The sequence below is a fragment of the Xanthomonas nasturtii genome, assembly GCF_001660815.1.
GTDB lineage: Bacteria > Pseudomonadota > Gammaproteobacteria > Xanthomonadales > Xanthomonadaceae > Xanthomonas > Xanthomonas nasturtii.
The window spans coordinates 45,303-70,898 of the sequence record NZ_LYMI01000008.1 but is presented as its reverse complement, the minus strand read 5'-3'; the positions used below and the strand labels follow the sequence as shown (position 1 = coordinate 70,898).

The 25,596-nt window shown below is 64.1% G+C and carries 23 protein-coding genes and 3 pseudogenes; 12 read left to right on the top strand and 14 right to left on the bottom strand.

Features of this window, described 5'->3' with window-relative positions; all coding sequences use genetic code 11:
• Positions 1-31 precede the first annotated feature (31 nt).
• A complete protein-coding gene (locus A7D16_RS04065) occupies positions 32-1,324 on the top strand; it encodes a nucleotide sugar dehydrogenase (RefSeq protein ID WP_064630078.1) in 1,293 nt (430 codons plus the stop codon).
• Here A7D16_RS04065 and A7D16_RS04060 read toward each other — a convergent pair.
• Both A7D16_RS04060 and A7D16_RS04055 read right to left on the bottom strand, forming a co-directional pair.
• Positions 1,281-2,570, bottom strand: coding sequence for a TIGR03862 family flavoprotein (locus A7D16_RS04060; RefSeq protein ID WP_064630076.1), 1,290 nt, complete (start codon positions 2,568-2,570; stop codon positions 1,281-1,283). The genes A7D16_RS04065 and A7D16_RS04060 overlap by 44 nt on opposite strands.
• Positions 2,571-2,581: 11 nt before the next feature.
• Positions 2,582-3,013 (bottom strand): FKBP-type peptidyl-prolyl cis-trans isomerase, encoded by a 432-nt coding sequence (locus A7D16_RS04055; RefSeq protein ID WP_064630074.1) that lies wholly within the window; start codon positions 3,011-3,013, stop codon positions 2,582-2,584.
• Between the two features lie 59 nt (positions 3,014-3,072).
• Here A7D16_RS04055 and A7D16_RS04050 point away from each other — a divergent pair, with 59 nt between their 5' ends.
• From A7D16_RS04050 to A7D16_RS04040, 3 genes are all read left to right on the top strand, one after another.
• On the top strand, positions 3,073-3,438 hold the full coding sequence (locus tag A7D16_RS04050) for a DUF6164 family protein (protein ID WP_064630071.1): 366 nt from the start codon (positions 3,073-3,075) through the stop codon (positions 3,436-3,438).
• Between the two features lie 98 nt (positions 3,439-3,536).
• Entirely contained in the window at positions 3,537-4,298 is a 762-nt protein-coding gene (locus A7D16_RS04045) for a sulfurtransferase (RefSeq protein ID WP_064630069.1), read from the top strand.
• Between the two features lie 209 nt (positions 4,299-4,507).
• Positions 4,508-5,155 carry a response regulator gene (locus A7D16_RS04040; RefSeq protein ID WP_064630067.1) on the top strand — a complete coding sequence of 216 codons (648 nt, stop codon included), beginning with the start codon at positions 4,508-4,510 and terminating at the stop codon, positions 5,153-5,155.
• 622 nt (positions 5,156-5,777) lie between these two features.
• Here the strand turns inward: A7D16_RS04040 and A7D16_RS04030 are convergent.
• Positions 5,778-9,548 carry an Rne/Rng family ribonuclease gene (locus tag A7D16_RS04030; RefSeq protein ID WP_064630063.1) on the bottom strand — a complete coding sequence of 1,257 codons (3,771 nt, stop codon included), beginning with the start codon at positions 9,546-9,548 and terminating at the stop codon, positions 5,778-5,780.
• Between the two features lie 410 nt (positions 9,549-9,958).
• On the opposite strand from A7D16_RS04030, the gene A7D16_RS04025 reads away from it, so the two are divergent.
• On the top strand, positions 9,959-10,945 hold the full coding sequence (locus A7D16_RS04025) for an RluA family pseudouridine synthase (RefSeq protein ID WP_064630061.1): 987 nt from the start codon (positions 9,959-9,961) through the stop codon (positions 10,943-10,945).
• A gap of 32 nt (positions 10,946-10,977) precedes the next feature.
• Here the strand turns inward: A7D16_RS04025 and A7D16_RS21195 are convergent.
• The 4 genes and pseudogenes from A7D16_RS21195 to A7D16_RS04000 form a co-directional block, all read right to left on the bottom strand.
• Positions 10,978-12,105, bottom strand: a pseudogene (locus A7D16_RS21195) (DUF3300 domain-containing protein); the annotation flags it as partial.
• A gap of 360 nt (positions 12,106-12,465) precedes the next feature.
• A complete protein-coding gene (gene zupT / locus A7D16_RS04010) occupies positions 12,466-13,284 on the bottom strand; it encodes a zinc transporter ZupT (protein ID WP_064630055.1) in 819 nt (272 codons plus the stop codon).
• 274 nt (positions 13,285-13,558) lie between these two features.
• Entirely contained in the window at positions 13,559-13,981 is a 423-nt protein-coding gene (locus tag A7D16_RS04005; protein WP_064630053.1) for an energy transducer TonB, read from the bottom strand.
• A complete protein-coding gene (locus A7D16_RS04000) occupies positions 13,978-14,334 on the bottom strand; it encodes a 4a-hydroxytetrahydrobiopterin dehydratase (protein ID WP_003489213.1) in 357 nt (118 codons plus the stop codon). The genes A7D16_RS04005 and A7D16_RS04000 overlap by 4 nt, the downstream gene beginning before the upstream one ends.
• 88 nt (positions 14,335-14,422) lie before the next feature.
• Between A7D16_RS04000 and A7D16_RS03995 the strand changes: the two genes are divergently transcribed.
• The 5 genes and pseudogenes from A7D16_RS03995 to A7D16_RS24405 all read left to right on the top strand — a co-directional run.
• The gene (locus tag A7D16_RS03995; RefSeq protein WP_064630052.1) at positions 14,423-15,022 is read left to right on the top strand and encodes an NfuA family Fe-S biogenesis protein; all 600 of its coding nucleotides are present in this window, start codon (positions 14,423-14,425) and stop codon (positions 15,020-15,022) included.
• Positions 15,023-15,035: 13 nt separating this feature from the next.
• Positions 15,036-16,841, top strand: coding sequence for a hypothetical protein (locus A7D16_RS03990; RefSeq protein WP_064630050.1), 1,806 nt, complete (start codon positions 15,036-15,038; stop codon positions 16,839-16,841).
• A gap of 138 nt (positions 16,842-16,979) precedes the next feature.
• On the top strand, positions 16,980-17,630 hold the full coding sequence (locus A7D16_RS03985) for a TraX family protein (RefSeq protein ID WP_064630047.1): 651 nt from the start codon (positions 16,980-16,982) through the stop codon (positions 17,628-17,630).
• A gap of 294 nt (positions 17,631-17,924) precedes the next feature.
• A complete protein-coding gene (locus A7D16_RS22895) occupies positions 17,925-18,122 on the top strand; it encodes a hypothetical protein (protein WP_153043121.1) in 198 nt (65 codons plus the stop codon).
• An 18-nt stretch (positions 18,123-18,140) separates the two neighbouring features.
• Positions 18,141-18,239, top strand: a pseudogene (locus A7D16_RS24405) (IS481 family transposase); the annotation flags it as partial.
• Positions 18,240-18,438: 199 nt separating this feature from the next.
• Here the strand turns inward: A7D16_RS24405 and A7D16_RS03980 are convergent.
• From A7D16_RS03980 to A7D16_RS03965, 4 genes are read right to left on the bottom strand one after another with little or no spacing between them, the layout of a single operon-like run.
• Positions 18,439-19,107: a glycosyltransferase family 2 protein gene (locus A7D16_RS03980; RefSeq protein ID WP_064630045.1), complete on the bottom strand. Its 669-nt coding sequence runs from the start codon at positions 19,105-19,107 to the stop codon at positions 18,439-18,441.
• Positions 19,104-19,706 carry a class I SAM-dependent DNA methyltransferase gene (locus tag A7D16_RS03975; RefSeq protein WP_064630043.1) on the bottom strand — a complete coding sequence of 201 codons (603 nt, stop codon included), beginning with the start codon at positions 19,704-19,706 and terminating at the stop codon, positions 19,104-19,106. Before A7D16_RS03975 ends, A7D16_RS03980 begins: the two co-directional genes overlap by 4 nt.
• On the bottom strand, positions 19,703-20,461 hold the full coding sequence (locus A7D16_RS03970) for a PIG-L deacetylase family protein (RefSeq protein ID WP_064630041.1): 759 nt from the start codon (positions 20,459-20,461) through the stop codon (positions 19,703-19,705). The genes A7D16_RS03975 and A7D16_RS03970 overlap by 4 nt, the downstream gene beginning before the upstream one ends.
• Positions 20,449-20,967: a dehydrogenase gene (locus tag A7D16_RS03965; RefSeq protein WP_064630134.1), complete on the bottom strand. Its 519-nt coding sequence runs from the start codon at positions 20,965-20,967 to the stop codon at positions 20,449-20,451. The genes A7D16_RS03970 and A7D16_RS03965 overlap by 13 nt, the downstream gene beginning before the upstream one ends.
• A gap of 596 nt (positions 20,968-21,563) precedes the next feature.
• On the opposite strand from A7D16_RS03965, the pseudogene A7D16_RS03960 reads away from it, so the two are divergent.
• Positions 21,564-21,743, top strand: a pseudogene (locus tag A7D16_RS03960) (DedA family protein); the annotation flags it as partial.
• A gap of 126 nt (positions 21,744-21,869) precedes the next feature.
• On the top strand, positions 21,870-22,145 hold the full coding sequence (locus tag A7D16_RS03955) for a hypothetical protein (protein ID WP_064630039.1): 276 nt from the start codon (positions 21,870-21,872) through the stop codon (positions 22,143-22,145).
• 270 nt (positions 22,146-22,415) lie between these two features.
• Here A7D16_RS03955 and A7D16_RS03950 read toward each other — a convergent pair whose 3' ends face one another.
• The 3 genes from A7D16_RS03950 to A7D16_RS03940 all read right to left on the bottom strand — a co-directional run bounded on the left by A7D16_RS03950 (position 22,416) and on the right by A7D16_RS03940 (position 25,450).
• The gene (locus A7D16_RS03950) at positions 22,416-23,459 is read right to left on the bottom strand and encodes a Gfo/Idh/MocA family protein (protein ID WP_064630036.1); all 1,044 of its coding nucleotides are present in this window, start codon (positions 23,457-23,459) and stop codon (positions 22,416-22,418) included.
• A 264-nt stretch (positions 23,460-23,723) separates the two neighbouring features.
• The gene (locus tag A7D16_RS03945) at positions 23,724-25,037 is read right to left on the bottom strand and encodes a PQQ-dependent sugar dehydrogenase (protein WP_064630035.1); all 1,314 of its coding nucleotides are present in this window, start codon (positions 25,035-25,037) and stop codon (positions 23,724-23,726) included.
• Positions 25,034-25,450, bottom strand: a complete 417-nt coding sequence (locus A7D16_RS03940) for a hypothetical protein (RefSeq protein ID WP_064630033.1) — start codon at positions 25,448-25,450, stop codon at positions 25,034-25,036. Before A7D16_RS03940 ends, A7D16_RS03945 begins: the two co-directional genes overlap by 4 nt.
• Positions 25,451-25,596: the final 146 nt, after the last annotated feature.

Genomic DNA, 25,596 nt, shown 5'->3' with positions numbered 1-25,596 from the left:
TAGCGGTCGCGCACCATTCCCAAGGAACTGCATGTCCGGCAACACGCTTCTCCCATCGCCACAGGGGCGTATCGCCGTCATCGGGCTTGGCTATGTCGGCCTGCCGCTGGCGGTTGCATTCGGTGAGCAGCGCGACACGCTGGGCTTCGACATCGATGCGCAGCGCGTTGCGCAGTTGCGCGATGGCCACGATGCCACGCTGGAACTGGACGCCACCGAGCTGGCCGCGGCAACGCAGTTGCGCTACACCGCAAACGCTGCGGACCTGGCCACGTGCAGCATTTTCATCGTGACCGTGCCGACGCCGATCGACAGCTTCGAGCAGCCGGACCTGGAGCCGTTGCGTAGCGCCACTGGCTTGATCGCCGCTGCACTCAAGCCCGGCGATCTGGTGATCTACGAATCCACCGTCTACCCGGGCACGACCGAAGAAGTCTGCGTGCCCTTGCTTGAAGCAGCCTCCGGGCTGCGCTTCAACCAGGATTTCTTCTGCGGCTACAGCCCCGAACGCGTCAACCCCGGCGACCGCCAGCGGCGTCTGCGCGACATCCGCAAGATCACTTCCGGCTCGACGGCGGAAGCCGCTGATGCGGTCGATGCGCTGTACACCAGCATCATTACCGCTGGCACCTGGCGCGCTTCGTCGATGCGTGTGGCCGAAGCGGCCAAAGTGGTCGAAAACATCCAGCGCGACGTCAATATCGCGCTGGTCAACGAACTGGCATTGATCTTCGACAAGTTGGGAATCGACACGCTCGATGTGCTCGAGGCTGCAGGAACCAAATGGAATTTCCTGCCGTTTCGTCCCGGCCTGGTCGGTGGGCACTGCATCGGCGTGGACCCGTATTACCTGATGCACAAATCCGAAAGCGTGGGCTATCACCCGGACCTGATCCACACCGCGCGTCAGGTCAACAACCGTGTCGGCCGACATGTGGCCGAGCGCGTCTGCGGCATGCTGGCCATGCGTGGCGTCGCGCTCGCGCAGGCCAGGGTGCTGGTGCTGGGCGCCACCTTCAAGGAGAACTGCCCCGACCTGCGCAACAGCCGTGCGCTGGAACTGGTGCAGCTACTGCAGGCTGCTGGCGTGCAGGTGGACACCTGCGACCCCTGGGCTGACCCTGTAGAGGCGCTGCAGCATGGCGGCGTGCAGTTATGCGAGACGCCAGAAGAGGGCGCCTACGACGCCGTGGTGCTGGCGGTAGCGCATGCGCAGTATCGTGACTACGACGTGGCACGCATCGCTGCGCTCGGCAAACCGGGTGCCGTGGTGTACGACGTCAAATCGGTGTGGCCACGTGCAGCGGTCGGCGATCGCCTGTAGCGCGCACCTCGTGTTGTTCCAGCCACTGCACCGCGCCACGTGCAGCCCGTAATCCGCTGGCGAAACAGGCGGTGAGCAGGTAGCCACCTGTCGGCGCTTCCCAATCGAGCATTTCGCCGGCGCAAAACACGCCGGGTTGCGCGAGCGCCATCAACCGATCGTCCAGCGCCTCCAGCCGCACGCCCCCTGCCGAACTGATCGCTTCGGCGAGCGGGCGCGGCCGTAGCAAGCGCAGCGGCAACTGCTTGAGCGTGCGCGCGACTAGTGCAACATCGTTGCCCGCCTGCTTGCCGAGGTGTTCGTAGAGCAGGGCTGCCTTGACGCCCTCGATCCCGACCTGGCGACGCAAGTGCTCGCTGAAGCTGCGTCCCTTGCGTGGCTGCTCCAGTTCGGTATGCACGCGTTCGAGCGAGCGGCCGGGAATCAGATCCAGCACGATTTCGGCAACGCCATGCGCATCGATCTGCTCGCGCAGGTCCGCGGCCATGGCGTAGATCAGGCTGCCCTCGATGCCGGTCGCCGTAGCCACGCATTCGCCCTGCAACGCGTGCTGCACGCCATTGCGATCCTGCCAGTGCGCAACCACCGGTTTGAGCGGCGCACCTGCATGACGCTGCACGAAGTGCGCACTCCACTCGCTATCGAAGCCGCAATTGGCCGGCACCAGTGGCGCAACCGCAATGCCGTGTCGCTGCAGAGATGCCTGCCACAGACCATCGGAGCCGAGTTGCGGCCAGCTGCCGCCACCAAGCGCCAAGACCGTTGCATCCGTTGTGCGTTCGACGGCGCCGCTAGGGGTGTCGAAACATAATGCGCCGTTCTCGCCCCAGCCCAGCCAACGATGCTGCACATGAAACACGACGCCTTGGTCCTTGAGCCGGCGCACCCAACCGCGCAGCAATGGCGCCGCCTTGCGATCCATCGGGAATACCCGTCCGGAGCTGCCAACGTAGGTCTCAACCCCCAACCCGCGCGCCCACTCGCGCAGCGCGTCAGCGTCGAAGTCGTGCAACCACGCAGCAACCGGCAGCAGACGCTCGCGATAGCGTTGCGCAAACAGCGGCATCGGATCGGAATGGGTCAGGTTCAAACCGCCTTTGCCGGCGATCAGGAACTTGCGCCCCACCGAGCCCTTGGCCTCGTAGAGATCCACTGCCAGGCCTGCCGCGCAGGCCACTTCCGCCGCCATCAAACCGGCCGGCCCACCACCGATCACGGCCAGCCGCCGCGTGCTCAGATCCGTCATCGTTCTGGCACTCAGCGCGGCTGCACGCCCAGCAATTCCACATCGAACACCAGCGATGCGCCGGGCGGAATCACGCCACCTGCGCCGTTGTCGCCATAGCCGTACTCAGGCGGAATCATCAAGGTGCGCTTGCCGCCGACACGCATGCCGGCAACGCCATCGTCCCAGCCGCGAATGACCTGGTGGCCCCCCAGCACGAACTGAAACGGCTCGGCGCGATCCAGCGAGCTGTCGAACTTCTTGCCATGCTTGTCGGCGGCTTTTTCGTCGTACAGCCAGCCGGTGTAGTGCACGGTCACCATCACACCTGGCGTGGCTTCTGCACCGGTCCCCACGGTGTGGTCGATCCGCTCGAAGCTGGCGATGGTGCCACCGGAGGGCGGCAGGGCGGGTGCGCAGCTTGCGAGCAGCAGGGCGACACAGAGCGTCAACAGAAGGCGCATGGCAGGGTCCTTGAAGGAAGGCGGCCATTATCGCACCTGGGTCCCGGTATCATCGCGGCATGGCCAAGCTGCTGCTCAATCTGCGTAACGTTCCCGAAGACGAAGCCGACGAGGTGCGTGCGCTGATGCGCGAGCAGGCGGTGCGGTTCTACGAAACGCGTCCCAGCAACTGGGGGATTTCTGCAGGCGGTCTCTGGCTGAGCGACGATACCGACTATCCGCGCGCCAAGGCGGCGATGGATGCCTACCAGGCGCAGCGCGGTGCGATTGCACGCGCCCAGCGCCAGGAGGAGTTGGCAGCCGGCACCGCGGAAACCTTCGGCGCGCTGCTGCGCAGGCGACCGGTCTTCGTGATCGCGACGCTGATCGGCATGCTGGTGATCGCCTCGCTGGTCTTGCTGCCGTTTCTGCTGCTGCGCGGCTGAAGGCCCGGTTTGATGCGGTTGTACGCGCACTATTGCGCCGCCTCGCCTTCAAATTCGCAGCGCTCGCTAGAGGCTGCCCGCGGCCTTAAAATAGCCGGATGATCACCAATACCGCAGCCTACCAATTCGTCGCCATCCAGGATCCGCAGACGCTGGCTGCAAGCGTGCTCGCGCAGGCCGAACAACGGTTGCTGAAAGGGTCGGTGCTGGTGGCCGAGGAAGGCATCAACCTGTTCCTGGCCGGCGCGGCCGAGCAGATCGGCGCGTTCTACGCGTGGCTGCAGGCCGACGCGCGTTTCGCGCGGATACGGATCAAGTACAGCGAGAGTGCGCAGCAGCCGTTCGCGCGGCTCAAGGTCAAGATCAAACCGGAAATCATCAGCTTCCGGCGCAGCGACGCATCGCCATTGCAAGGTCGCGCGCCTTCGGTAACGCCTGCCGTGCTGCGTGAGTGGATGCGTCATGGGCAGGACGATCGTGGCCGCCCGCTGGTGCTGCTGGACACGCGCAATGCGCAGGAAGTGGCGTACGGAACCTTCCAGGGTGCGTTGACGCTGCCCATCGACAAGTTCACCGACTTACCTGACGCACTGGAACCGCATCGTGCGGCGTTGGCCGATACCACGGTGGTCAGCTTCTGCACCGGTGGCATCCGTTGCGAAAAAGCCGCGCTGTGGATGCAGGCCGATGGCATGGACAACGTGCTGCAACTGGAGGGCGGAATCCTGGGCTATTTCGAAGAGGTCGGTGGAGAAGGCTATGACGGCCGTTGCTTCGTCTTCGACGAACGCATCGCACTGGATCCGGCACTGAACCCGTTGATTGATGGCGAAGGTACTGCCGATACAGGGAAAATCTGACCGAGCGCGACTGGGTTGCCCGATGCACCTGGTCGTACAGGCGCTCGCATCATTGTTACACGTTGCAACGTCGGGATTTGCGCATGTCATGCATGCTGTAGTGATGCGTCTTGGCGCTCTGACTTGAGCGTAATACGTCGCATCGAGCTTGCCCTGAATTATTCACGGAGATAGGCTGCATCAGCCAGCCGCTAGCGAGGACAACAAGGATGACCATCAGAGTTTTTCTGATCGACGATCATGCACTCGTGCGTACCGGCATGAAGATGATTCTGTCCAAGGAAGTGGACGTCGATGTCGTGGGCGAAGCAGAGAGTGGCGAAGCCGCACTGCCGCAGATTCGTCAGCTCAAACCGGACATTGTACTGTGCGATCTGCATCTGCCAGGCGTGAGCGGACTGGAGATCACCGAGCGTATCGTCAAGGGCGATTACGGCACGCGCGTGATCATCGTATCGGTGCTCGAAGACGGCCCGCTGCCCAAGCGTCTGCTCGAAGCCGGTGCGTCCGGCTATGTCGGCAAAGGTGGCGATGCGCACGAACTATTGCGTGCAGTGCGCGAAGTCGCGCTGGGGCGGCGCTATCTGGGCAATACGATCGCGCAGAACCTGGCGTTGTCGAATCTGGAAGGCGGCGGTTCGCCGTTCGACTCGTTGTCCCCGCGGGAACTGGAAGTCGCCTTGCTGCTAACCCAGGGGCTGCGTCAGGAAGACATCGCCAAGCGCTTGAACCTCAGCTCCAAGACCATCAACACGCATAAGGCGCGCCTGTTCGAAAAGGTCGGCATCCAGGACAACATCGCATTGGCGCGTCTGGCCAACCAGTACGGGCTGACGGATCCTGCGCGAACGCTGTAGTGCGTTGTGCGGGTTGCCAGGCCCGCCAGGTCTACAGCGTCATTGCCGTTGATGCAGTGGTTGGTCCGAAGCTGTTTCTTGATTGAGATGGAGCTAGGCCCAGGGCCAGTGGCTTGTTGTCGACCGCCGCCTCTATCGTTTTGTTGACACCCAGGTGCTTCACGCGCCTTGGCTGCACTAGACGCCACTGCTCTGAGGTTGCTGTTGCATCAACGAGGCGTCGCGCAAAAACATTGTTTGCCGCGCCATGGCAGTGAGGCATGCTGGGTCGAAAGGGTAAATCTGGAGGTAGAGGCGCTTCTTGCCGCATTGAAAGCGAGCGAGTGGCAAGATGCTTTTTCGCGTCTGCACGCGCATGTCGACGCTAGCGCCCAGCATTTCTCTAGCAACCGCGAACTGAGGCTGCGAAACGTTTGCCAGGATGCTGGGACCAGAAATTTGCAGGTATTGCAGCGACGCTCGTGCGATAGACGCTCGAGTGCCTGTCATCGCGCTTGCGTGGATCGAACGTCTTTCGTTCTGGTGATCCATAAGCCACAAAAAACAAAGCGGCCCGAAGGCCGCTCTGCTTGACGCTGATCCAGCCTGCGTGTTCCAGGCTGGATGACAAGCCCTGTCGCGATCAGTGATCGTGATGCGGCTTGTCGGTGTCGTCTTCTTCCGCTTGCGCGTCGGCCGTCGGGCTGGCCGGGGCTGCCCGCTTCACCGCTTCGGAAACGGTGACGGTCGGCTTGGGCTTGTCGGTCGACGGTTCCGCCACGTGCGCAGGCGAAACCGGTGCAACCGCTGCCGACTGCTCCGCCGCCTTGTACGGCACCGGTGCAGCGGCCGACGTCGATGACGACGCGGAAGCGTCTTGCGGAGCCAGCGCGTCGAGCAACGTGGTTTGCACCGGAGCGTACGGCTTGCGCACCGGTGCAGCAGATGCGTTGTCCGCTGCCGGCGTCGCCTGCGTCACCTGTGCCGTGGAGGTCGCTGCGACATCTGCGGAACTTGCAGCGCTGGTGGGCTCCGCATGCGGCGCTTTGACCGTGACCACAGCTGCTTCTGCTGACGGACTCGGCGTTGTTGCAGGTGCTTTCACATCTGCAGCAACGGCAGGCGCGTCAGCTTTTGTGGGCTCTGGTTGCGCTGCAGCTTCCGGGGAAACAGCAGGTACGACGCGCGTCTGCGTAGCTGTGGCAGGTGCCGAAGCGTCTGCCGACGCCGACGGTACCTGCTTATGCTGCACAGCCGGCTCTGCAGCGGTCGGCGATACCGTCGTGCCGGGCTGCTCAACAGGCTTGGTAACCGCAGGCGGAGCAACAGACGCGGTAGCGGGTGCAGAGTAGGCAGTAACCGCAGGCTCAGAGACTGTCTTCGCAGCGGGCTCCGAAGCCTGTGCCGAAGGCATGGCGGTCGCAGCAGCTGCCGGCGACGGTGCGGCCACCGGCGCGGCCACTGTCGCGGACTGCTCGGTAACCGAAGCCGTTCCTGCAACCGGGGCCGGAGCAACCGGGGCCGAACCTGATGCCTGGGCCGCAGGCTTCCACGCAGCAGGTGCCGCGGCCGTCACCGCTGCATCGCTACGAGCCCGATTCACTGCCGCAGCAGCCGGAGCGGCGGCCTGCTGTTCGAATGACGGCGCGGCATTGGACACCGGCGCGGTGGTCGACGACGTGTCGGCCTCGGCCTGCGTTTCCGCACGCTCCTTCGGCACCGGACGCGGCTTCACCGCTGCCGGCGCGCTGGACTCGGGCTTGGCGCGCGCCACTGCCGCAGCAGGGGCCTCGTCATCGAAGTCGAACTCGGGCTGGCCGGCGCGCGGCGCAGACGAGGTCTGTGTCTGCGCGGCGGTGTCGTCAGCGTCATTCTCGTTGTCGCCATCGAGATCGCCTTCTGCATCGCCGTCCAGATCGTCCGTTTCCAGACCATCGACGCCGCTACCGCCTTCACCATTTGCGCCAGCGCCGCGACGGCGACGACGGCCACCGCGACGACCGCGACGACGACGGCTTCCGCCGTCGCCATTGGCCGAATCATCGCCCGGAACGTCCGGGTTCTGACCGTCTGCAGCCGCGTCGGTGCCGCGATCGGCATGCGCGTCGGTCACGATCACATCCACCGGATGCGCCTGGCTCGCTTCGGCCGCGGGGGCCTGCGTCGTTACCGGTGCAGCGGTGTCGGCGATCGCCGCAACCACGCTCGACGTCGTTGCAGTTGCCGCAGTTGCGGTCAGCGTCTGTGCCGAAGCAGTGCCTTCATCCTGACGGGCAGGGCGCTGCTGCCGCTCGGACTGGGCGCCGTCCTGCTGTGCGGGAACTCGTGGCGGACGCGGCGTCTGGTTCTGCGGCTTTTGCTTTTGCTGCTGAGACTGCTGCGGCTGCTGTTGCTTGGGCGGCTGCGCCTCATTACGCGGCGGCTTGGCGACCTGCACCTGCTGCTGGGCCTGAGCACCGTTCTGCATGCTTGCGCCATTTGCCGGCTGGCGGCGTTCGTCACGGCGTTCCTTGTTGGCGCCGTTGCCGTTGCCGCCATTGCCACGCTGCTGATTGCCACCGTTGCCGCCGTTGCGGGCATCGCGACCGTCGCGGCGTTGGCCGCCACGGTCGCCACGCTCGTTGCGGTTGCCGCGGCCAGCATCGTTCTGGCGCGGGCGCTGGGTCGTTTCCGGCGCAGGAGCGACCGGTTCGACGCCGCCGAAGATCCGCTTCAGCCAGCCGACCACACCGGTCACCGGCGCAGGCAGCGGCAGTGCGACGACCGGCGCCGGCGCAGGAGCTGCGGCCACCGGGGCAGGGGCCTCTTCACGCACCGGCGCCGGCTGGCTCGGCTTGATCGAGGTGACCGCCGGGGCTGCAGGAATGTTCAACTGCGCCTTGGTCAGTGCGTGCACCGGCAGCTTGCGCGGGGTGCCGCGCTGGTAGCTCGGCTTGCCGCTGTCTTCGCCCAGCTCGTTCTCGCGCAGGCGGGTGACTTCGTAATGCGGCGTGTGCAGCTGCTCGTCGGCGACGATGATGATCGGCGAGGCGTGGCGATTTTCGATCTCGCGCAGCGCGCTGCGCTTCTCGTTGAGCAGATAGTTGGCGATTTCCACCGGCGCCTGGACCAGCACCTGCCCGGTATTTTCCTTCATGGCGTGTTCTTCGGCCACGCGGATGATGGACAGCGACAGCGACTCGACGCTGCGCATGCGGCCATGCCCGTCACAACGCGGGCACACGATCTGGCTGGATTCGCCCAGGCTCGGACGCAGGCGCTGGCGGCTCATTTCCATCAGGCCGAAGCGCGAGATACGGCCCAGCTGCACGCGTGCACGGTCGTACTTGAGCGCGTTCTGCAGCTTGTTTTCGACTTCGCGCTGGTGCTTGGTCGAGGCCATGTCGATGAAGTCGATGACCACCAGGCCGCCCAGGTCGCGCAGGCGCAACTGGCGGGCCACTTCTTCGGCCGCTTCCAGATTGGTCTGGAACGCGGTCTCTTCGATGTCGCTGCCCTTGGTGGCGCGCGAGGAGTTCACGTCGACGGCGGTCAGCGCTTCGGTCTGGTCCACCACGATCGAGCCGCCCGAAGGCAGGCGCACATTGCGCTCGTAGGCGCCTTCGATCTGCGATTCGATCTGGAAGCGGTTGAACAGCGGGATGTCGTCGGTGTAGTGCTTGAGCTTGCGCAGGCTCTGCGGCATCACCTGCTTCATGAATTCCTGGGCGTCGGCGTACAGCTCCGGCGTATCGACCAGGATCTCGCCGACGTCGGCGCGCAGGTAGTCGCGCAGGGCGCGGATGATCAGGCGCGATTCCTGGTAGATCAGGAAGGCGGCCGGCTTGCTCAGTGCCGCCTCGGCAATCGCCTTCCAGGTCTGCAGCAGGTAGTCCAGATCCCACTGCAGTTCTTCGGCGTCACGGCCAACACCGGCGGTGCGGATGATCACGCCCATGTCGTCCGGAATGTCGAGCTTGTCCAGGGCTTCCTTCAGTGCGGCGCGGTCTTCGCCTTCGATGCGACGCGAAACGCCACCGGCGCTCGGCGAATTGGGCATCAGCACCATGTAGCGGCCGGCCAGCGAGATGAACGTGGTCAGGGCAGCACCCTTGTTGCCGCGCTCTTCCTTGTCGACCTGCACCACGATTTCCTGGCCTTCGCGCAGCAACTCGCGAATGGTCGACTTGTTGTGGTCGACGCCGGCCTGGAAGTAATCGCGGGAAATTTCCTTCAACGGCAGGAAGCCATGACGCTCGGCGCCGTAGTCCACGAACGCCGCTTCCAGGGAAGGCTCAAGCCGGGTGATACGGCCCTTGTAGATGTTGGACTTCTTTTGTTCCTTAGACGGCTGTTCGATGTCGATGTCGTACAGGGTCTGGCCGTCCACAATCGCCACGCGCAGCTCTTCGGCCTGCGTTGCGTTGATCAGCATTCGCTTCATTGTTGCGTTCCTCACGCGCTCTACCGCGCGGAACGCCGTGACGTTTCGCCTCTGGAACAGCTTGTCGGCCCTTCGCGCAACGCGCGGACAGGCCTGACCAGGGTTTCCAGCGCTGCAACACCACGGCAGGCCGCGGGAGCGCTTGTATTTAAGTTTTATAGGTGTTTCAGGGCCGGCAGCCGCGTCCGGACGAACCGGGGCAGCGCACGGGACATGTTCAGCGCAGCGGTAAAAACCGCAGGCGATGGCCGGGCAGGCCGGTGAGCCGCTAACATGGCCGCCCCGGGGGCGGTGGTCGCGCACTGTGCCGGAATCATCGGAAGACAGGCTTCTGGCCAATCAACTTCCAACAAAATCAAACCCTTATCTCGCTCGCCGAGTGTAACAGAATAAAGAGCCGGATGACCGACCCCCAGCCCCCCAAGCCGCCGACCGACCGTGTCGGCGTGCGCATTCTCAAAGTTCCGGAAGACCGTGCTGGGCAGCGGCTGGACAATTTCCTGCTTGGCCAGCTCAAGGGCGCCCCGCGCAGCCTGATCTACAAGCTGGTCCGCAGCGGTCAGGTGCGGGTGAACGGTGGGCGTGCCAAGGCCGAGCGCAAGCTCGAGGGTGGCGAGGAAGTGCGGATTCCGCCGGTGCGGGTGACTGAGGAAGGCGATAAGACAGCGCCACCGTCGTCGTTCATGGCGCGGCTGGAAGCGGCGATCGTGTTCGAGGATGCGCGCCTGCTCGCGCTCAACAAGCCGTCCGGGGTGGCCAGCCACGGCGGCAGCGGGATCAGTTTCGGCGCCATCGAAACGCTGCGGGCGCTGCGGCCGAACCAGAGCCTGGAGCTGGTACACCGGCTCGACCGCGATACATCCGGCCTATTGATCGTGGCCAAGAAGCGCTCGGCGCTGACCGAGCTGCAGGCGCTGATGCGTGAGGACGACCGTGTCGAAGGCCGCGGCATCACCAAGCGCTACCTGACCTTGCTGGTCGGGCGCATGCCCGACGGCGTGATGACCGTAGATGCGCCATTGCACATCGGCCTGCGCCAGGGTGGCGAGCGGCATGTACAGGTGAATGCGATCGGCAAGCCATCGCTGAGCCATTTCAAGTTACTGGAACGGCGCGGCGGGCATTCGTATTGCGAAGTTCGCATCGAGACCGGCCGCACCCACCAGATCCGTGTGCATGCCCAGCACCTGGGACACCCGGTCGCGGGTGACGACAAGTACGGCGAGGCCGAGGTGAACAAGCGGTTGCGCGACCAGTTGGGTCTGAAGCGGCTGTTCCTGCACGCGGCGTCGCTTGAATTTGCGCTGGATGCTGGCAAGACGCCGTACGTGCTGAGCGCACCGCTGGCGCCCGAACTGGCCGAAGCGCTGGGCCGGCTGGGTCGCTGACACGGCCAGGGTGGTTGCGTCAGCGCGCTGGCTCAACTGTCCTGGCGGTGGTCGTGATGCTGCGGCTGCGCTGACGGATGCGGGCGCTGCGGGTGCGGATCGGCCGAACGCACCACTGCAGCGCGTGGCGGAGTAAACGAAGCCATCCGCTGCGCGTATTGCTGCGGTTCCGGCTTCATGGCCGGGCGCGGTACGGATGGCGGCGCTTGCAGACCAGACGCATGCAGCGCAGCCGGCACTTGCCGCATCGGATTCGACACAGCTGCCACTGACGCTGCATGCGGCGGCGACGAGGCATGCAGCGCCACCGGACGCCCCGGCTGCAGCATCTGCGCGTTGAAATGCGGCGCTGACAGATGCGCGTAGTCGGGCGCGCGATAAAACTGGGCGGGCGAGGGCGCCGGCGTAGCGGAGCCGGAAAACGCGCTGAGTGCACGCGGATTGGCCGCCGCGGCCGGCACAGCAGCCGCCCGCGCCACAGCAAAGCCGGGCGGCGAAACGCCTGCAACGGGCGCAGGCGCAGAGGTCGTGTTGAACCCGTGACGCTGATCCTGATGCACATACGAACGTGCATCGATATAGGTCGTTCGGTTGTTGATGATGGTGGTGCGTAGTGCATAGACATGATTCTGGTAGACCACGTTCTGGTAGACCACGTTCTGGTAGACCACGTAATGCGGTGAGGCCGGCGGCGCGTTCCAGTCCACCCCCAGTTGTTGCAGCCCCAGCGGTGCCAGGACGGCGCTGGCTCGGCCCAGCCGAACCAGCCGTGATGGTGCTCAGGTGCGCCGCCTACCAGCACGCCGACGCAAAACGACACCAGGCCGGTGGTAACCACGTCGCTGTGATCGTCCCAACGCACCGGGCGATAGCGATAATCGCGATACACATCGACCGGCGTGCTGTAGACCACGCCGGGGTCGTAGCGCTGCACTTACACCACATCCGGCTGTGCTGGCTCGATGGTGATCACCTGTGCGGGCGGCGCAATGCGCGCCTCACCCAGGATCGGGGGTTAGCACATGGCGCGCCACCTGCACTTGCTGTTGCGGCGTACTGCGCAAATGGCCGCTGGCCTGGGCGCGCTGGCGCATGAGCTGAACCGCGTTGAGCACGTCGTCAGCTGCCTTGGCATACGCATCGCCAAGTGCACGCGTCCACGGTGGATGCGACAGCCAGCGCCCAGGCAAGGCGCCCTTGTGACCATGTGCGTTGCATACGGCACCTCGCAGTGTGCGCGTTTATGACGCGCGTACCATGCGTCGGCTTGGATGTCTGGCAGCTTGCTGAAACGGCTGTGCGGCCGACCAGGCGCAGCGGTGTTCAGCAGGCATGCGGGGAGCCGCGTGCGTGAGGACTCGCTGAGAGTAAGGCAGCGCGATTGCGAACACGCCGCAAGCGTCATGCGCTTGCCAGTCGCGACACAGCAACATCACCACTGTAGTGGCTGTGTCAGTCGGTACTGGGTCAGGCGTCGTTACCAGCGAATGAGGATTGGCGCCGCCGGCGTAAGACGCGGTTTAAGGTGTCGCGAAGCGGAACAGCACCAGGCTGATCGCCAGCGTCCCCATGCCCGACACCAGGCCGTACACGGTCTCGTGGCCTTGTGCGTAGCGTTTGGCGGCTGGCAACAGTTCGTCCAGTGCCAGAAACACCATGACCCCGGAAATCAGGCCGAATACCGTGCCGAACACCGCTTCGGACAGCACATTGGATAAGGCCAGATACCCGATCCCCGCGCCGATCGGTTCGGCCAGTCCGCTGAGCAGGCTGGCACCGAATGCGTAGAACTTGTTGCGCGTGGCGAAATACACCGGCACCGCAATCGCGATGCCTTCGGGAATGTTGTGGATGGCGATCGCGAAGGCCAGCGGCATGCCCACCGCCGGGCTTTCCAGCGTGGCGAAAAAGGTGGCCAACCCTTCGGGGAAATTGTGTGCGGTGATCGCAATGGCCGTCATCAAGCCGACCCGGCGAATGTAGGCGCGGTTGTCGTCACGAAACTGCGGATCGTCGCTGGACAGACTCTGGTGCGGATTGGGCACCAGGCGGTCGATCACCATGATCAACAGCATGCCACCGAGAAAGGTCAGCGTGCCGAAGGTGAAGCCGAGTTTGTCGTTGTAGGCATGCGAAAACGCGGCGATCGATTTGTTGAGGATCTCCGACAAGGACACGTACACCATCGCGCCACCGGCGAACGCCAGCCCGAACGCCAACAGCCGCGGATTGGGCTTCTTGGCGAACACCACCATGAGACTGCCGAGCCCGGTCGCCAATCCGGCGGCCAACGTAACCGCTAGCGCGATCCAGACATTGTGTGATGACACTTCAAGCATGTGACCCGACGACCTCGTGGGAACGGAGAACTATCCTGCGGGGAGCGTGGCGACTGCAGCTGCGCACTATGCGCACGACCATCCGCGGATGCAGGATGGCCACGCCTGGATGACGAACGCGTGGTAGTGATGAGAAAAAACGGTGCGTTTGCGCCAGCCTCAAGCGGACGCGAACATCATGCGTGCACGAACAGGGCGAGGATGTGGCTGCGGCGCTGCCGGTAGCGCTTACGCATTGCCGAGCGACATACCGCGGTACCGAACTGTCCTGTCCTCAGCCGCGACGATGGGCGCGTTCTTCGATGGCGAAGCATTCGTCCGGACGCGGCACCGGCGGTTTGAACGCAACCGGCACCTGGATGGTTTGCGGCACCGCCTGGCCGTTGCGGGTAGCAGCCTTGAACTGCCATTCGCGCACGCGCTTCTGCGCGGCTTCGTCGAGTACGGGCTGGCCGCTGCTCTGTGTCACCGACACATCGGTCGGGGTGCCTCCGGTGCCGACCACGACCCGTAGCACCGTGGTCCCGCCCACGCCGGCGCACGCCAGCTGCGGCGAATACTCCGGCGGCGGCGTCTTCACTGCTGCCAGCTCGGTGGGCGCGACCGTGGGCGCGGAAGCCTGCTGTGGCGACTTGCCGCAGCCGCTAAGGCCGGTGGCGACGATGAGGCCGGCGAGGGCAGCGCGATACATGCTCATGCAGTAATTCCCTGATCGTAGAGCTGTGCGGTCTTGGCCGCGCAGATGAAGTCGTTTTCGCTTAGCCCGCCCACGTCATGGGTGGAATAACGCACCACGACGCGGTCGTAGTGGACGCCCAGGTCGGGGTGGTGGTCTTCACGGTGGGCGATCCAGGCCAACGCATTCACGAAGGCGAGGGTGCGGTAATAGTCGGCGAAGCGGAACGTGCGCGTGAGCGCCATCCCGGCCTCGGCCAGCTCCCAGCCGGGCACCTGCGGCAGCAATTCGGCCAGGCGCGCTTCGCCCAGCTTGTGGTCGCTGCCCTTGCGCGGGAGGCAATGGGCCTGCTCCAGGGGAATCAGATCGGTCATGACGGTCTCGCAGGGGTGGCGGACGGCGCACCCACCAGGATCACGGTGTTCCATGAGCGAGGGCGCTTTGAGCGGTAGAATAACCCGCATGATCCAGATATCCGACAAAGCCCAGACCTATTTCCGCAAGCTCATCGAACGCGAGGGCGTGCCCGGCATGGGCGTGCGCCTGAGCGCGGTGGATGCGGGCACCCCGCGCGCCGATGCCCGGCTCGAATTCGCCGAGCCGGCCGAGCTGAGCGGCGACGAGTGGGCGATCGACTGCGATGGCTTCACCTTATATGTTGTCGCCGCCAGCGTGCCATGGATGGACGGTGCCGAGATCGACTACGTCACCCAGTCCACCGGCAACCAGCAACTGACCATCAAGGCGCCCAAGATCAAGGGCGAAGCGCCGGCAGATTCGGCCTCCATGGTGGAGCGCGTGCGCTGGGTGGTGGAGAACGAAATCAACCCGCAGCTGGCATCGCATGGCGGACGCGTGGCGGTGCAGGAAGTGTCCGCCGATGGCGTGGTGTTGCTGCGCTTCGGCGGCGGCTGCCACGGCTGCGGCATGGCCGACGTGACCTTGAAGCAGGGCATCGAAAAAACCCTGATGGGGCGCGTGCCCGGCGTGATTGCGGTACGCGACGCGACCGACCACGCCACCGGCGACGCCCCGTACATTCCGCGCGACAGCGCGGCCTGATTCCGCCTCACCGGTGACAACCGCTGCCGATCTGCTGCTGGCGCTGCGCGCGCGCATGCCCAGCAAGCTCATTCTGGATCGGCGCACCGGCCTGCCGTATGGCTGGGGTATCTGGATGGGCAACCGCAAACATGCGGCTGCACCATTCAACGATGACCAGGTGACGGGCGTGCTGCTGGCACGGGCACGCCCGTCGCAGCGCAACGTGGTCAGCGCAGCCATGCTGTCGCCATTTCAGGCGTTTCGCAGCCTGTGGTGGCAACACTGGGACCCGCGCCCGAAGGATCAGCGTCGGCAGCATTGGCTGGCACTGCTGGGCAGTTTTCTGATCCACCTCGGTTTCGTTGCGCTGCTCATCTGGGTGGTCACCGTGCGTTGGGCGCCGGATGACGCCAAGCCTGGCGATGAATCGCGGGTACGCATGACCTTCATTGGCGACGGTGCGGTGGAGCAGGGGGGGGGTGCGGGGCAACCTGGGGCTGCGGAGTCGGCAGCGGCGGCTGCAGCGTCTGCTGCAGCGCAAACAGCTGCAGCGGTGGCGGCAGGCGAACCACCTGTATCGCCGACGCAGACGCAGTCAGCTGCCGATCCAGTCGAAAGCCCAAGTACGGCACAGATGCAAAACGATGCGACGAAGCCGACGGAAGCGGTCAGCGAACCGGTGACTGCGGACGTTCCGCAAGTGACGGTGCAGGTGCCGCCGGTGACGATCGAATCGCCGCTGCAGGTGACTGAAACACCGGTGGCCACCAATGAGTTTGTCGTGCCACCGCCGCCAACGATCACGCTGACGCCGCGTGCGATCGAACGTGCGGCGCCGCAGGTCGAGGTCCGTCAACGCGACATCCAGACGGTGACCGAGCGCCCGCAGGTTCGCGAACTGCAACGTCCTGCCACTGCAGTGGCGGTGCGCGCAGCTGATGCGCCAACCGTGCGCGAGCGCGACATCGTCATATCCGAGCGCCCACAAGTGCCCGCGCCGGCCGCACGCGTGCCCGAGATCGCACCGGCGGTGCGCATGCCCGACGTCGCGGTGCGCGCCGCAGAGTTGCCGAGTGTGCCGGATCCGGCGCCTGTGCCGGTGGCGGTGGCCCCTATGGCGCAAACGGCGCCTGCGGATGCTTCCCAGAGGCAGACAGCCGCCGCCGAATCGTCGCAAACGGGAACGCAGCCGCAGGCCAATCCTTCTCAGTCCGAGCGTTCCAGTAGCTCGGCAGCGGCGACAGCAGCGGCGGCGTCAGCCACCAGGTCAGCAGCCAATGGCAATGCCGGCCCGAAGCCTGCCGACCGCAGCGGCGGATGGGATGTGGCCGCCAATGCCGACGACTGGAGCAAATCCGACCGCAACCGGCAAGGCGAAACGACCGGCGCCAACGGCCAACGCAACGGCATGTTCAACGCCGATGGCAGCGTCCACGTGGCCACCGGCACCGGCGATGCCGGTCACGGCGCGGGCGACCGCGGGCCGCCGGGCAGCGAGACCGACACCTGGACCCGCGACGAGATTGCCCAGGGCGGCACCTGGCTCAAACGTCCGCCGTACGGCTACACGCCGACCTCGCTGGACAAGTACTGGATGCCGAACCAGACCTTGCTGCAGGAATGGGTGCGCCGCGGCCTGAAGAAGATCGAGATCCCGATCCCGGGAACCACCACCAAGATCAGTTGCGTGGTTTCGTTGCTGCAATTTGGCGGCGGCTGCGGCCTGAGCGACCCGAATCTCAACGACCAACCAGCCTCCGCAAGACCGCCACCGGATGTGCCGTTCAAGCGGGAGTTGCAGGAGGATACGGGGGCGATGCGCCGTGACGGCCAGTGACCACTCTCCTGAGAAGCGTCGACCACGGCGCGACGCAAGTGAGTGGCGCATGCGCTGGTATTGGAGACGTACGCCAATGCACCGCAGGCCTTCGCACGAGTGCGAAGTCCTTTGCAGCGACCAACCTGAAGCGCCTCAGTGACCAGCGGCGGTCGTGAGTTGTTGAAATGGCTGGCCGCCGTCTTCATGACGGGGGATCACGCTTTGAAGATTCTGGGGTTGGGGTACGTGCCGGTCGTTGCCGAACTAGGGCGCGTGGCATTTCCGCTGTTTGCGCTGGTTCTGGCCTACAACCTTGCCCAGCCCAATGCCGATATCGAAAAGTCGGTAAAGCGTTTGTTTCTATGGGGCCTTATCGCAACGCCGGTAGTGGCAATTGCGTTTCAGCGCGTATTTCCGCTAAATGTTCTGCTGTCGTTTGCGTTGGCAGCTGTGTGCATTCTTGCAATCGAGCGTCGCCGCTGGGCTTTTCTGGCGTTGTGCGCATTGCTGGTGCCTGCTGCCGTCGATTACCGTTGGGCCGGCCTGGCAATTGTGCTTGGCGGTTGGGTGTTCTGGCGCAACCCGTGGCAATGGCGACTATCGAAAAGACTCTCAGCACCTTTGTTGCTTGGGTTGCCAGTGCTGTCGCTTTGTATCATCAACGCCAATGTTTGGGCGCTGCTGGCGTTGCCTCTGCTGATGATTGCACGCATGAACATTCCCATCGCACGCACGCGCAGGGCGTTTTATGTCTACTACGTCGGTCATTTGATGGTTCTCACGGGAATGTTTTACGCATCCGCATGACGTGCGAAGCCGACGTCTGATGATGGCTAAGCGCAGCGTGCGAGCGGCGGATGGACGTACTTGAGCAGCAGTTGCAGGCGGCGTAACCAGGGCGTAAGGCAAAGTTGGATCACGACACGCGCTGATATAACATAATATACATTATGCGAAATGTCGTGTAGTCGTGCTGGCCGTCTTCTGCCAGGTTTTCAGTTCGTGTCCCGTTCTAATCATGCCCCCAATTGATTTTGGAAGGACTTTTCTTGCAACAAACACGGTACCGTCTCCGCGCCCTTTTCATCTGCGCACGATCCCATGGCAAACTCACGCTCAACAACGACGGCAGCTACACCGAGACGTCAGGCAAGCAGTAAGGTCAGCGACGACCAGATAACTGCCAGTGCGGGCATTACCCTGGTGGTATCGAAAAACCCGCCCCGCGACAATGCGATGAGCATTATGGTTGGTGCGTCGGCCTCCACCGGAAACGTGCTGGGCGGTGGCTACATGTGACGCGCTCTTCGTTAAGCCCTGAAGGGTCTGACACCGTATGAATTCATCTGCAAACAGTGGAGATCCGAACCCGATTTGTTCAAGGTAGTCCCGATCCATCTAATGCCGGGATTGAACATGACCTGGGTATCGCATCCTCCTGGCGTTCGAAAAGTTACCAGTTCACACCCGACGCATGGGGAGCGCGTAGCCGCGCCGGGGTTCGAAGGTGATCAGTAGGCAGCTCGCGCTTGAGGGCTGATGCAGCACGCTGCAGACACGTTGCGCAACTATCAACACCACCCATTGATGCACTTGGCCGCGTGTCGCCGCCGGCTTATGCCGGCGCCAACGGCAAGGCTTCCAGTTGCTTGAAAAAACTTGAGAAGCCGCCGAGTGCGCGCGCGTGCCGGCGGGCGCTGGTCAAGACGACCGATCGCGGTGACCAGGCGATCGGGGCCTGGATCGCCTGCAGTGCGTGGACCAGGGCAACATCTTCGCTGCAGGTCAACGCAGAAAATCCGCCGCACTGTTGATACAGGTCGGCGCGAACTCCAAGGTTGGCGCCGTGAATACGGCCGTGGCCTTCTCCGGTTGGCTGGGTCTGTTCGAAGCTACGCCGCACCTCGTCGGAGTAGTCCAGCCAATCATCTACTTCCACCACGCCGCAAAATACACCGGCACCTGCCCTGCGTTGTTCGATCAACCAATCTGCCGGAACGCGCGAGTCGGCATCGGTGACAGCCAACCAGTCCGCGCCCAATGCAATGGCCTTGGACGCAGCCGAGGCGCGGGCGATGCCTACCCCGCCGGGCATGGGGACATCGATCACGTATGCGCCCAATGCCAGCGCCAGCTCAGCCGTGGCATCCGTGCAGCGGTCCACGGCGACGATGACTTCCACCGGTTCGTTTAACTCGGGGTGTGAGGCAGCGCGGAAGACCGAGCTGAGACACGCGGCCACGCACTCGGCTTCGTTGTGCGCCGGAATGATGACGGCGATCACCTCAGCCCTTCTTGCTGTGCGACCGACAGCGGCTGCGCCGTCCACGCTTCGAGCAGAAAGTCGCTGTCTTCGTAGCGATACGCCAGCGGGCGCGTCAGCAGCCGTGCGATGCAGGCATGGACCGCGACGCCATCCTGTTGCGCCTGCTCGAAAGGATGCTTCCAGTGGCACGCCAGCAGAAGTCCGTCCGGCGTGAGCGCGTCCTGGATGCGTACGATCAGGTCGTCGAGTTCGGCTGCGCCAAGGTAGTAACCGATCTCGCTCAGCACGATCAGGTCAAAGCTGCCCACTGGCCATTGCTGCGGATGGCAGGCTTGCAGGATCTCGACATTGCTACGTTCGCCTACTCGCTGTTTGGCCTGCTCCACTGCTGCTGCCGACAGGTCGGTTGCCAGCAGGTACTCGCAGCGGGCAGCAAGGCCACGTGTCACCTCGCCATTGGAACATCCCAGTTCCCATCCGCGTGCAAACTGGTTCTTAGGCAAGGTCGCCAACAGGATGTCGCGCTTGCGCGCTTCGTACCAACGCGTTGCATAACCGAAGGGGTCGGGCTGTTGGTAGATGCTGTCGAAGTAGTCGGCGTTGGCTTGAGCATTCATGGCAGATAGACCTCAAAGTCGCGCCGAAATCTGGCCAGCGCCCAGTCGGGAAGGATGGGAGCGCGCAGCGCGGGAGTGACGTGACCGGTCTGCGTCTTGAACGCTGATATCGCCTGCATCTTTGCAGCGTGCGCGGCGGGCGCAAGCGCAAGACGTGTTGCCGATGCCAGCATCTGGCTGTTGTCCGGGTCATCCCAATGCCACGCCCAGACCGGGAACTGGATCAGCTGTGCTGCGCAGGATGCAGCCGCGGTTACCGCTGCATCGGCGCATGCTTCGTGATCGGGATGTCCGTCGCGTGCATAGGTCACCAGCACCGCGTCGGTTGGTTCCAGCAGAGCGGCCAGCCGGTCGCCAAGTGCGGTCGCACCGGCACGCACTTGCCCATCTCCCGCATCCAGTCTGACCAGGTTGTCCGGATCAACCCCCAGGCACGATAACGCATGCCGCAGCTCTTCCCGACGCGCGGCAGCAAGCCGGGGTGGCGGCCAGGCGTCTTCGTGCGGATAGGCCGCTTCGCCATCGGTGACCGAGACGATCAACACCTCTCTTCCCGATTCGATTGTCATCGCAAGCAGCCCACCGCATCCCAGGACTTCGTCGTCAGGATGCGGGGAGACCACGACCACCCGGCGCGCGCTACCGAGCAGCTGCTCGAGCGTGGTCGTGGGGAGCGCATTCAACTGGCGCGAGGCCTTCCAGCGCGCTTCGGTGGTGCCCTGCCCTGCGATCTGCTCGCCTCTCAAAGCTGCCATGGGGTGGCCTCGCGTGCAGAGAGCTGCTCACCGAGCCATTGCTCGTCTTTTTCGGCGTGGGATTGGCGGATGAATGCGGCCAGGTCGGCGCAGCGCTGCGCATGCTCGGCATCGCAGCACAATGAGACGGGCCCCAATGCGAGCGCGGCGCGTTCGATCACGTCGCGGCAGATGCGGTCCATCAGGCTGCGCAGCTGGATGACGTCGAACTGGTGGCTTTCGGTTGGGGCGCTGTCGATCGTCGTTGCCAGGTCGTGCAGCATCAGCCGCGCAGCCGACAGCTGTGCATCGATGGCTCCCAGATGCGCTGCGGAAAACGGGTTGTGCATTACGCGGGGCGAGCGGCGCAGGTGCTCGGCAATGGCCGTAGCAGCGCCGTACCAGCAAGCCGCGATTCCTGCGCCGCCGTGCCAGAAGCCCGGCCGCTGTAGATAGAATTCCGGCTCACCCAACAACGCCGCCGGCGCGTTCTTGAACTGCCCGCTTCCGGTAGGAATGCCGACCATGCCGGGGCCGTGCCATTGGCTTGCATCGAGCTCGAACCGACCCTGCGTCAGCGCCACCGCAGCAAGCGGATTCTGCGCGCCACGTTTTACCGTCACCAGCGCATGCGTCACCACTTCCAGCTCTGCACTGCACCACGGCTTGATGCCGGACACGCTGCATGCGTTCGCATCATATGTTGCGGTATCGCTTGGGCCACCGGCAGCCCACACTGCCCACACTGTCTCGGCCGGTGGGGGCGCCTGGCCGGCCTCGGAGAAAATGGACAAGGCATCGTAGTGCGCCTCCAGCACCTTGGCGAGTGGCAGGCTTTCCGCACCCAATCTGCTCAACGCCTGCCAACGCGCACGCGTGTGGCCCGAGCCGGGAGTGGGAAGCTGGGGCGTCGTGCGCAGGTGCTGACGGATGCGCTGCGCGAGCGCGCCGCTGGATGATCGTGGAAGCGTGCCCGGCAGGTGGTCACGGGCAGTGAATGGTTGAGGCATTCGTTAACGTAGATGCCGTATCGTCAACTCAGGGTGAGCCAGCATGCATGCGCCGAACACATTGCAGCGACGCTGTGCTCACTAAAGGCATATTCAAAGGCTGGATCAAACAGTATCGCAAATACGGCAAATGGTCGCTTTTACTGAGCTGGATGCCGGTCATTGGCGACCCGCTCACGCTTGCCGCCGGCGTCATGCGCGAGCCACTGCGTGCTGTTGTGCCATTGCTGGTGGTCGCAAAGACCACACGCTATGTCGTTGTCGCATGGGCGACGCTGGCTGTCGCCTCGTGATTGCACGCGTCACCAGGATGAGGTCCTGCCCGCTGCAATCGCGCACGGGCGCTTGACGCGGCGCACTTATGCTGTCGGCGCTGCAGGGTGGCTGCAGCGGGTGAGCGACACGACAAAGGAGCATGTATGAAGACATTAGACACGACCATCCTCGCTGGTTGCCTGGCGGCATTGAGCCCGATGGCCTACGCCGAAGTTGCCAATCTGACCAATAGCGCCGACGGCGCCAATCGCAATGCGGGCATCGCGGCGGTGAAGAAGAAACTGCAGGAAGCCTGCACATCGCGAAACGGCACGCCGGATCTTGGCTCGTTTGAAGTGGTGTTCGAGAAGACCAGCAAGAATCCGGATGTTCCCAAGCCGTATTACGTGGACGGTAAACTCAAGTGCGACCTGCCGTGACGTTGGGTTCGATTTAAGAGCAGCGCGTCGCGCTGACGTCTTTGAACCGCGAGTAGATGGGTGCCCCCGCGCTGGTGGGGGCGCCTTTTTGATGCCCGCGATACGTATGAAACGCGCGAGATGCCCTCCATGCGAGATGGCCCTGATCGCCGCCACGCCACGCCGATTCCGGGCCCGGCCGCGAACGCATGGCGGTGAGTGCAGCCGTTCTATTGGCTGCTCTTGCGTGCAGGACTGATGGGTGCCGTGCCCACGCTCTGCCACCGACGGTTATTGGCCTACCACCACACCCAGTTGCGAGCGCGCCACGTCCAGTGTCGTCATGATCTGGATGACTTCATCGAGCGGATGCAGCGGTGATTCCTTCAAGCCTTGCCCGATATAGCGTGCGGCCGCAGTCGCTTGCCAGGAGAGCCCGCGATAGCCAGCGACGCCGGTGGGATCCGTCCAAATCAACGGTTCTATGGCGTCGCCATTGCCGGCAAGGCGCAGCGTGGTCGGGTTATGAAAATCGCCTGCCAGGTCGATGCGACCGGCGCTTCCCGTGACGTAGGCGGTGGAACTACTACGCGCCACGATGGAACTGATAAGGGTGGATTGCGCACGCCCGCCATGCGACAGCACCACGGTTGAATACGCATCGACACCGGTTTGCGTACGCGCACCGATCGTGTTGATTGCGCTGGGGGCGCCAAGAATCATCGAAGAGAACTGCACGGCATACACGCCCAGGTCGAGCAGCGCGCCGCCACCGAGTGCGGCATTGCGTTGCCGGTGCAATGGGTCGCGGGGGCCCGACTGGCTCAGGTCTGCAAACACATGCCGCACATCGCCCAGCGCTCCATCGGCCAGCAGCTTGCGCAGCACCGAGGTGTGGGGCAAATAGCGGCTCCACATCGCTTCCATCAGGAACAGCCCGCGCGCACGTGCCTCCTGCACCAGCACCCGCGCATCCTCCGCGCAGGTAGTGATGGGTTTTTCAATCAAGACATGCTTGCCCGCGCGCAACGCCAGCAGGCCATGCTCCAGGTGTTCGCTGTGCGGCGTCGCGACGTAGACGATGTCGACGTCCGGGTTGTGCACAAGCGCCTCGTAGCTGTCGTAGGCGTGTTCCATCGCCCAGGTATCGGCGAAGGCCTGGGCCCGTTCGCGGTGACGCGAGGCCACCGCAAAGGGACGTTGGTGGGTATTGCTACGCAACGCACCGACAAATGCAGATGCGATCTTTCCTGGCCCCAATACGCCCCACCGCAAGGCGGGCTCGCCCTGGCCTGGCAGGAACAGATCCGGCTCAGGGAATTTCGTCGGCAGCATGGAGGTGTGCTCTGCATCCTTGATGTGGTGATGCTAGCAAAACGCTACACGATTCTGCGGTGGACGCATGACATAGGTTGTATCTTGCACCGGGCCCACGTGCCTGGCACACAAGCGTTCGTGTGACACGCGCACTTGCATCTTCAGACGATGAAACCCGCAGGCACCATCGCAACGAACGACCTCAACGTGGGCGCAGCTAACGGCAGTTCCGATCCCAGACCTCGCGGGCCCAGGATCGGATTCGGCACAGCTCGCTTCTGGTTACTGCGGCGCAGCATCCGCAGTCTCCGGCGTGATACGCCAGATGATGTTCGCCAGATCGTCGGCAACGATCAGCGCACCGCGCGGGTCGACGGTGACGCCAACCGGGCGGCCGCGGGTCTTTCCATCGTCGCCGTGGAAGCCGGAAACGAAGTCGATCGGGTCGCCTGCCGGGCGGCCGTCGCGGAACGGCACGAAGACCACCTTGTAGCCAACCGGCGGATCGCGGTTCCAGCTGCCATGCTCGCCAACGAACACGCCATCGGCGAACTTGGCGCCCATCGCGGTGGACGAAAACGCAACGCCAAGTGCTGCCACATGCGAGCCCAGGGCATAGTCCGGCACGATCGCCGATGCCACCTTCTGCGGGTCTTGCGGCATGACGCGCGCGTCCACGTTCTTGCCCCAGTAGCTATACGGCCAACCGTAGAAACCACCCTCGCGGACCGAGGTCAGATAATCGGGCACCAGATTGGGCCCGATTTCATCGCGCTCGTTCACCACTGCCCACAACGCGCCGCTGCCCGGCTGGATGGCCAACGCGGTGGGATTACGGATGCCGGTGGCATACGGCTTGTGCGCGCCGGTTGCGGCATCCACCTGCCAGATCTGCGCGCGGTCGAGCTCGACGGCCATGCCGCGTTCGGTGATGTTGCTGTTGGAGCCGATGGCCACATACAGATACCGGCCGTCTGCGCTGGCAGTAAGCGCCTTGGTCCAGTGGTGATTGATGGCCGACGGCAGGTCGGTGACCTTGCTCGGCGCCCCGCTCGCCTGGGTCTGGCCATCGCGATAGTCAAAGCGCACCAACGCATCCTGATTGGCCACATACAGCGCGTTGCCGATCAGCGCGAGCCCGTACGGCGCGTTGAGCTTGTCGGCGAACACCGTCTTCAACTCATAGGTGCCATCGCCATTGGCATCGCGCAGCAAGGTGAGGCGGTTGCCGCTCTTGGCCTTGGAGGTGCCCTTGGCCTTGATCGCGCCGGCAATCACGTCCTTGGGTTTGAGGTTGGGGGCGCCGCCGCCACGGCCTTCCGCCACCAGGATGTCGCCATTGGGCAGCACCAGGGTCTGGCGCGGAATGCCCAGATCCGTGGCGATTGCAACGATGCGATAGCCCGCAGGTACGGTCGGCTTGCGCTCGTTCCAGGCGGCCGGGTCGGCAATGGTCATGTCGGGCAGCAGGCCGCGATCGGGCGCGGGCAATTCGGGGCTTGCGCCGCGCTGATTGAGCTCGGGTGCCTTGCCGCATGCGGCCAGTGCTGCAGCGAGAATGGAAACCGTGATGATGCTGGTGGTCTGACGCTTCATCGTGCACCTCCTACGCGCAGACCGGACAATCCCGCCCAGGTCGCAACCAACGCAAACAATGTCGTAATCGCAGACAGCGCCAGCGCTGCAGGCATGATGGCCCATGCATCGCGGGCGTGATGCAGGGCGTCGAAGAAGCCGACGATCCATGCAGCGCCAAGCGCGATGACATAGATCAGGTTACGGCTTCCGCGCACCATCCCGACGATGGCGCACACCAGGGCAATGGTGGTCAGCACCATCGCGCCCACCAGCAGCCAGGACGCAAAATTGCTCCACTGGATCTGATAGCTGCTCCAGTAGGCGTAGTCGCTCAGCAGTGCGCCGAGAAACAATGGCCACACACCGCCGAGTACGGCTGCGTGGAACGGGTGGATGGCCCATGAACGGGTCGGGGCGGTAGTTGAATTCATAGCAGACTCAGTGGGGGCAATGGCGAAACGTGCCCCGATGCTGCCAGCTTGCATGTGATGAGGAGCGTGATAATGCAACGATTCATGCCTTCAGCCTGCGCGGCCGTGTGCATCTGGTGTGGGTCGAGTGATCGCAACACATGTGC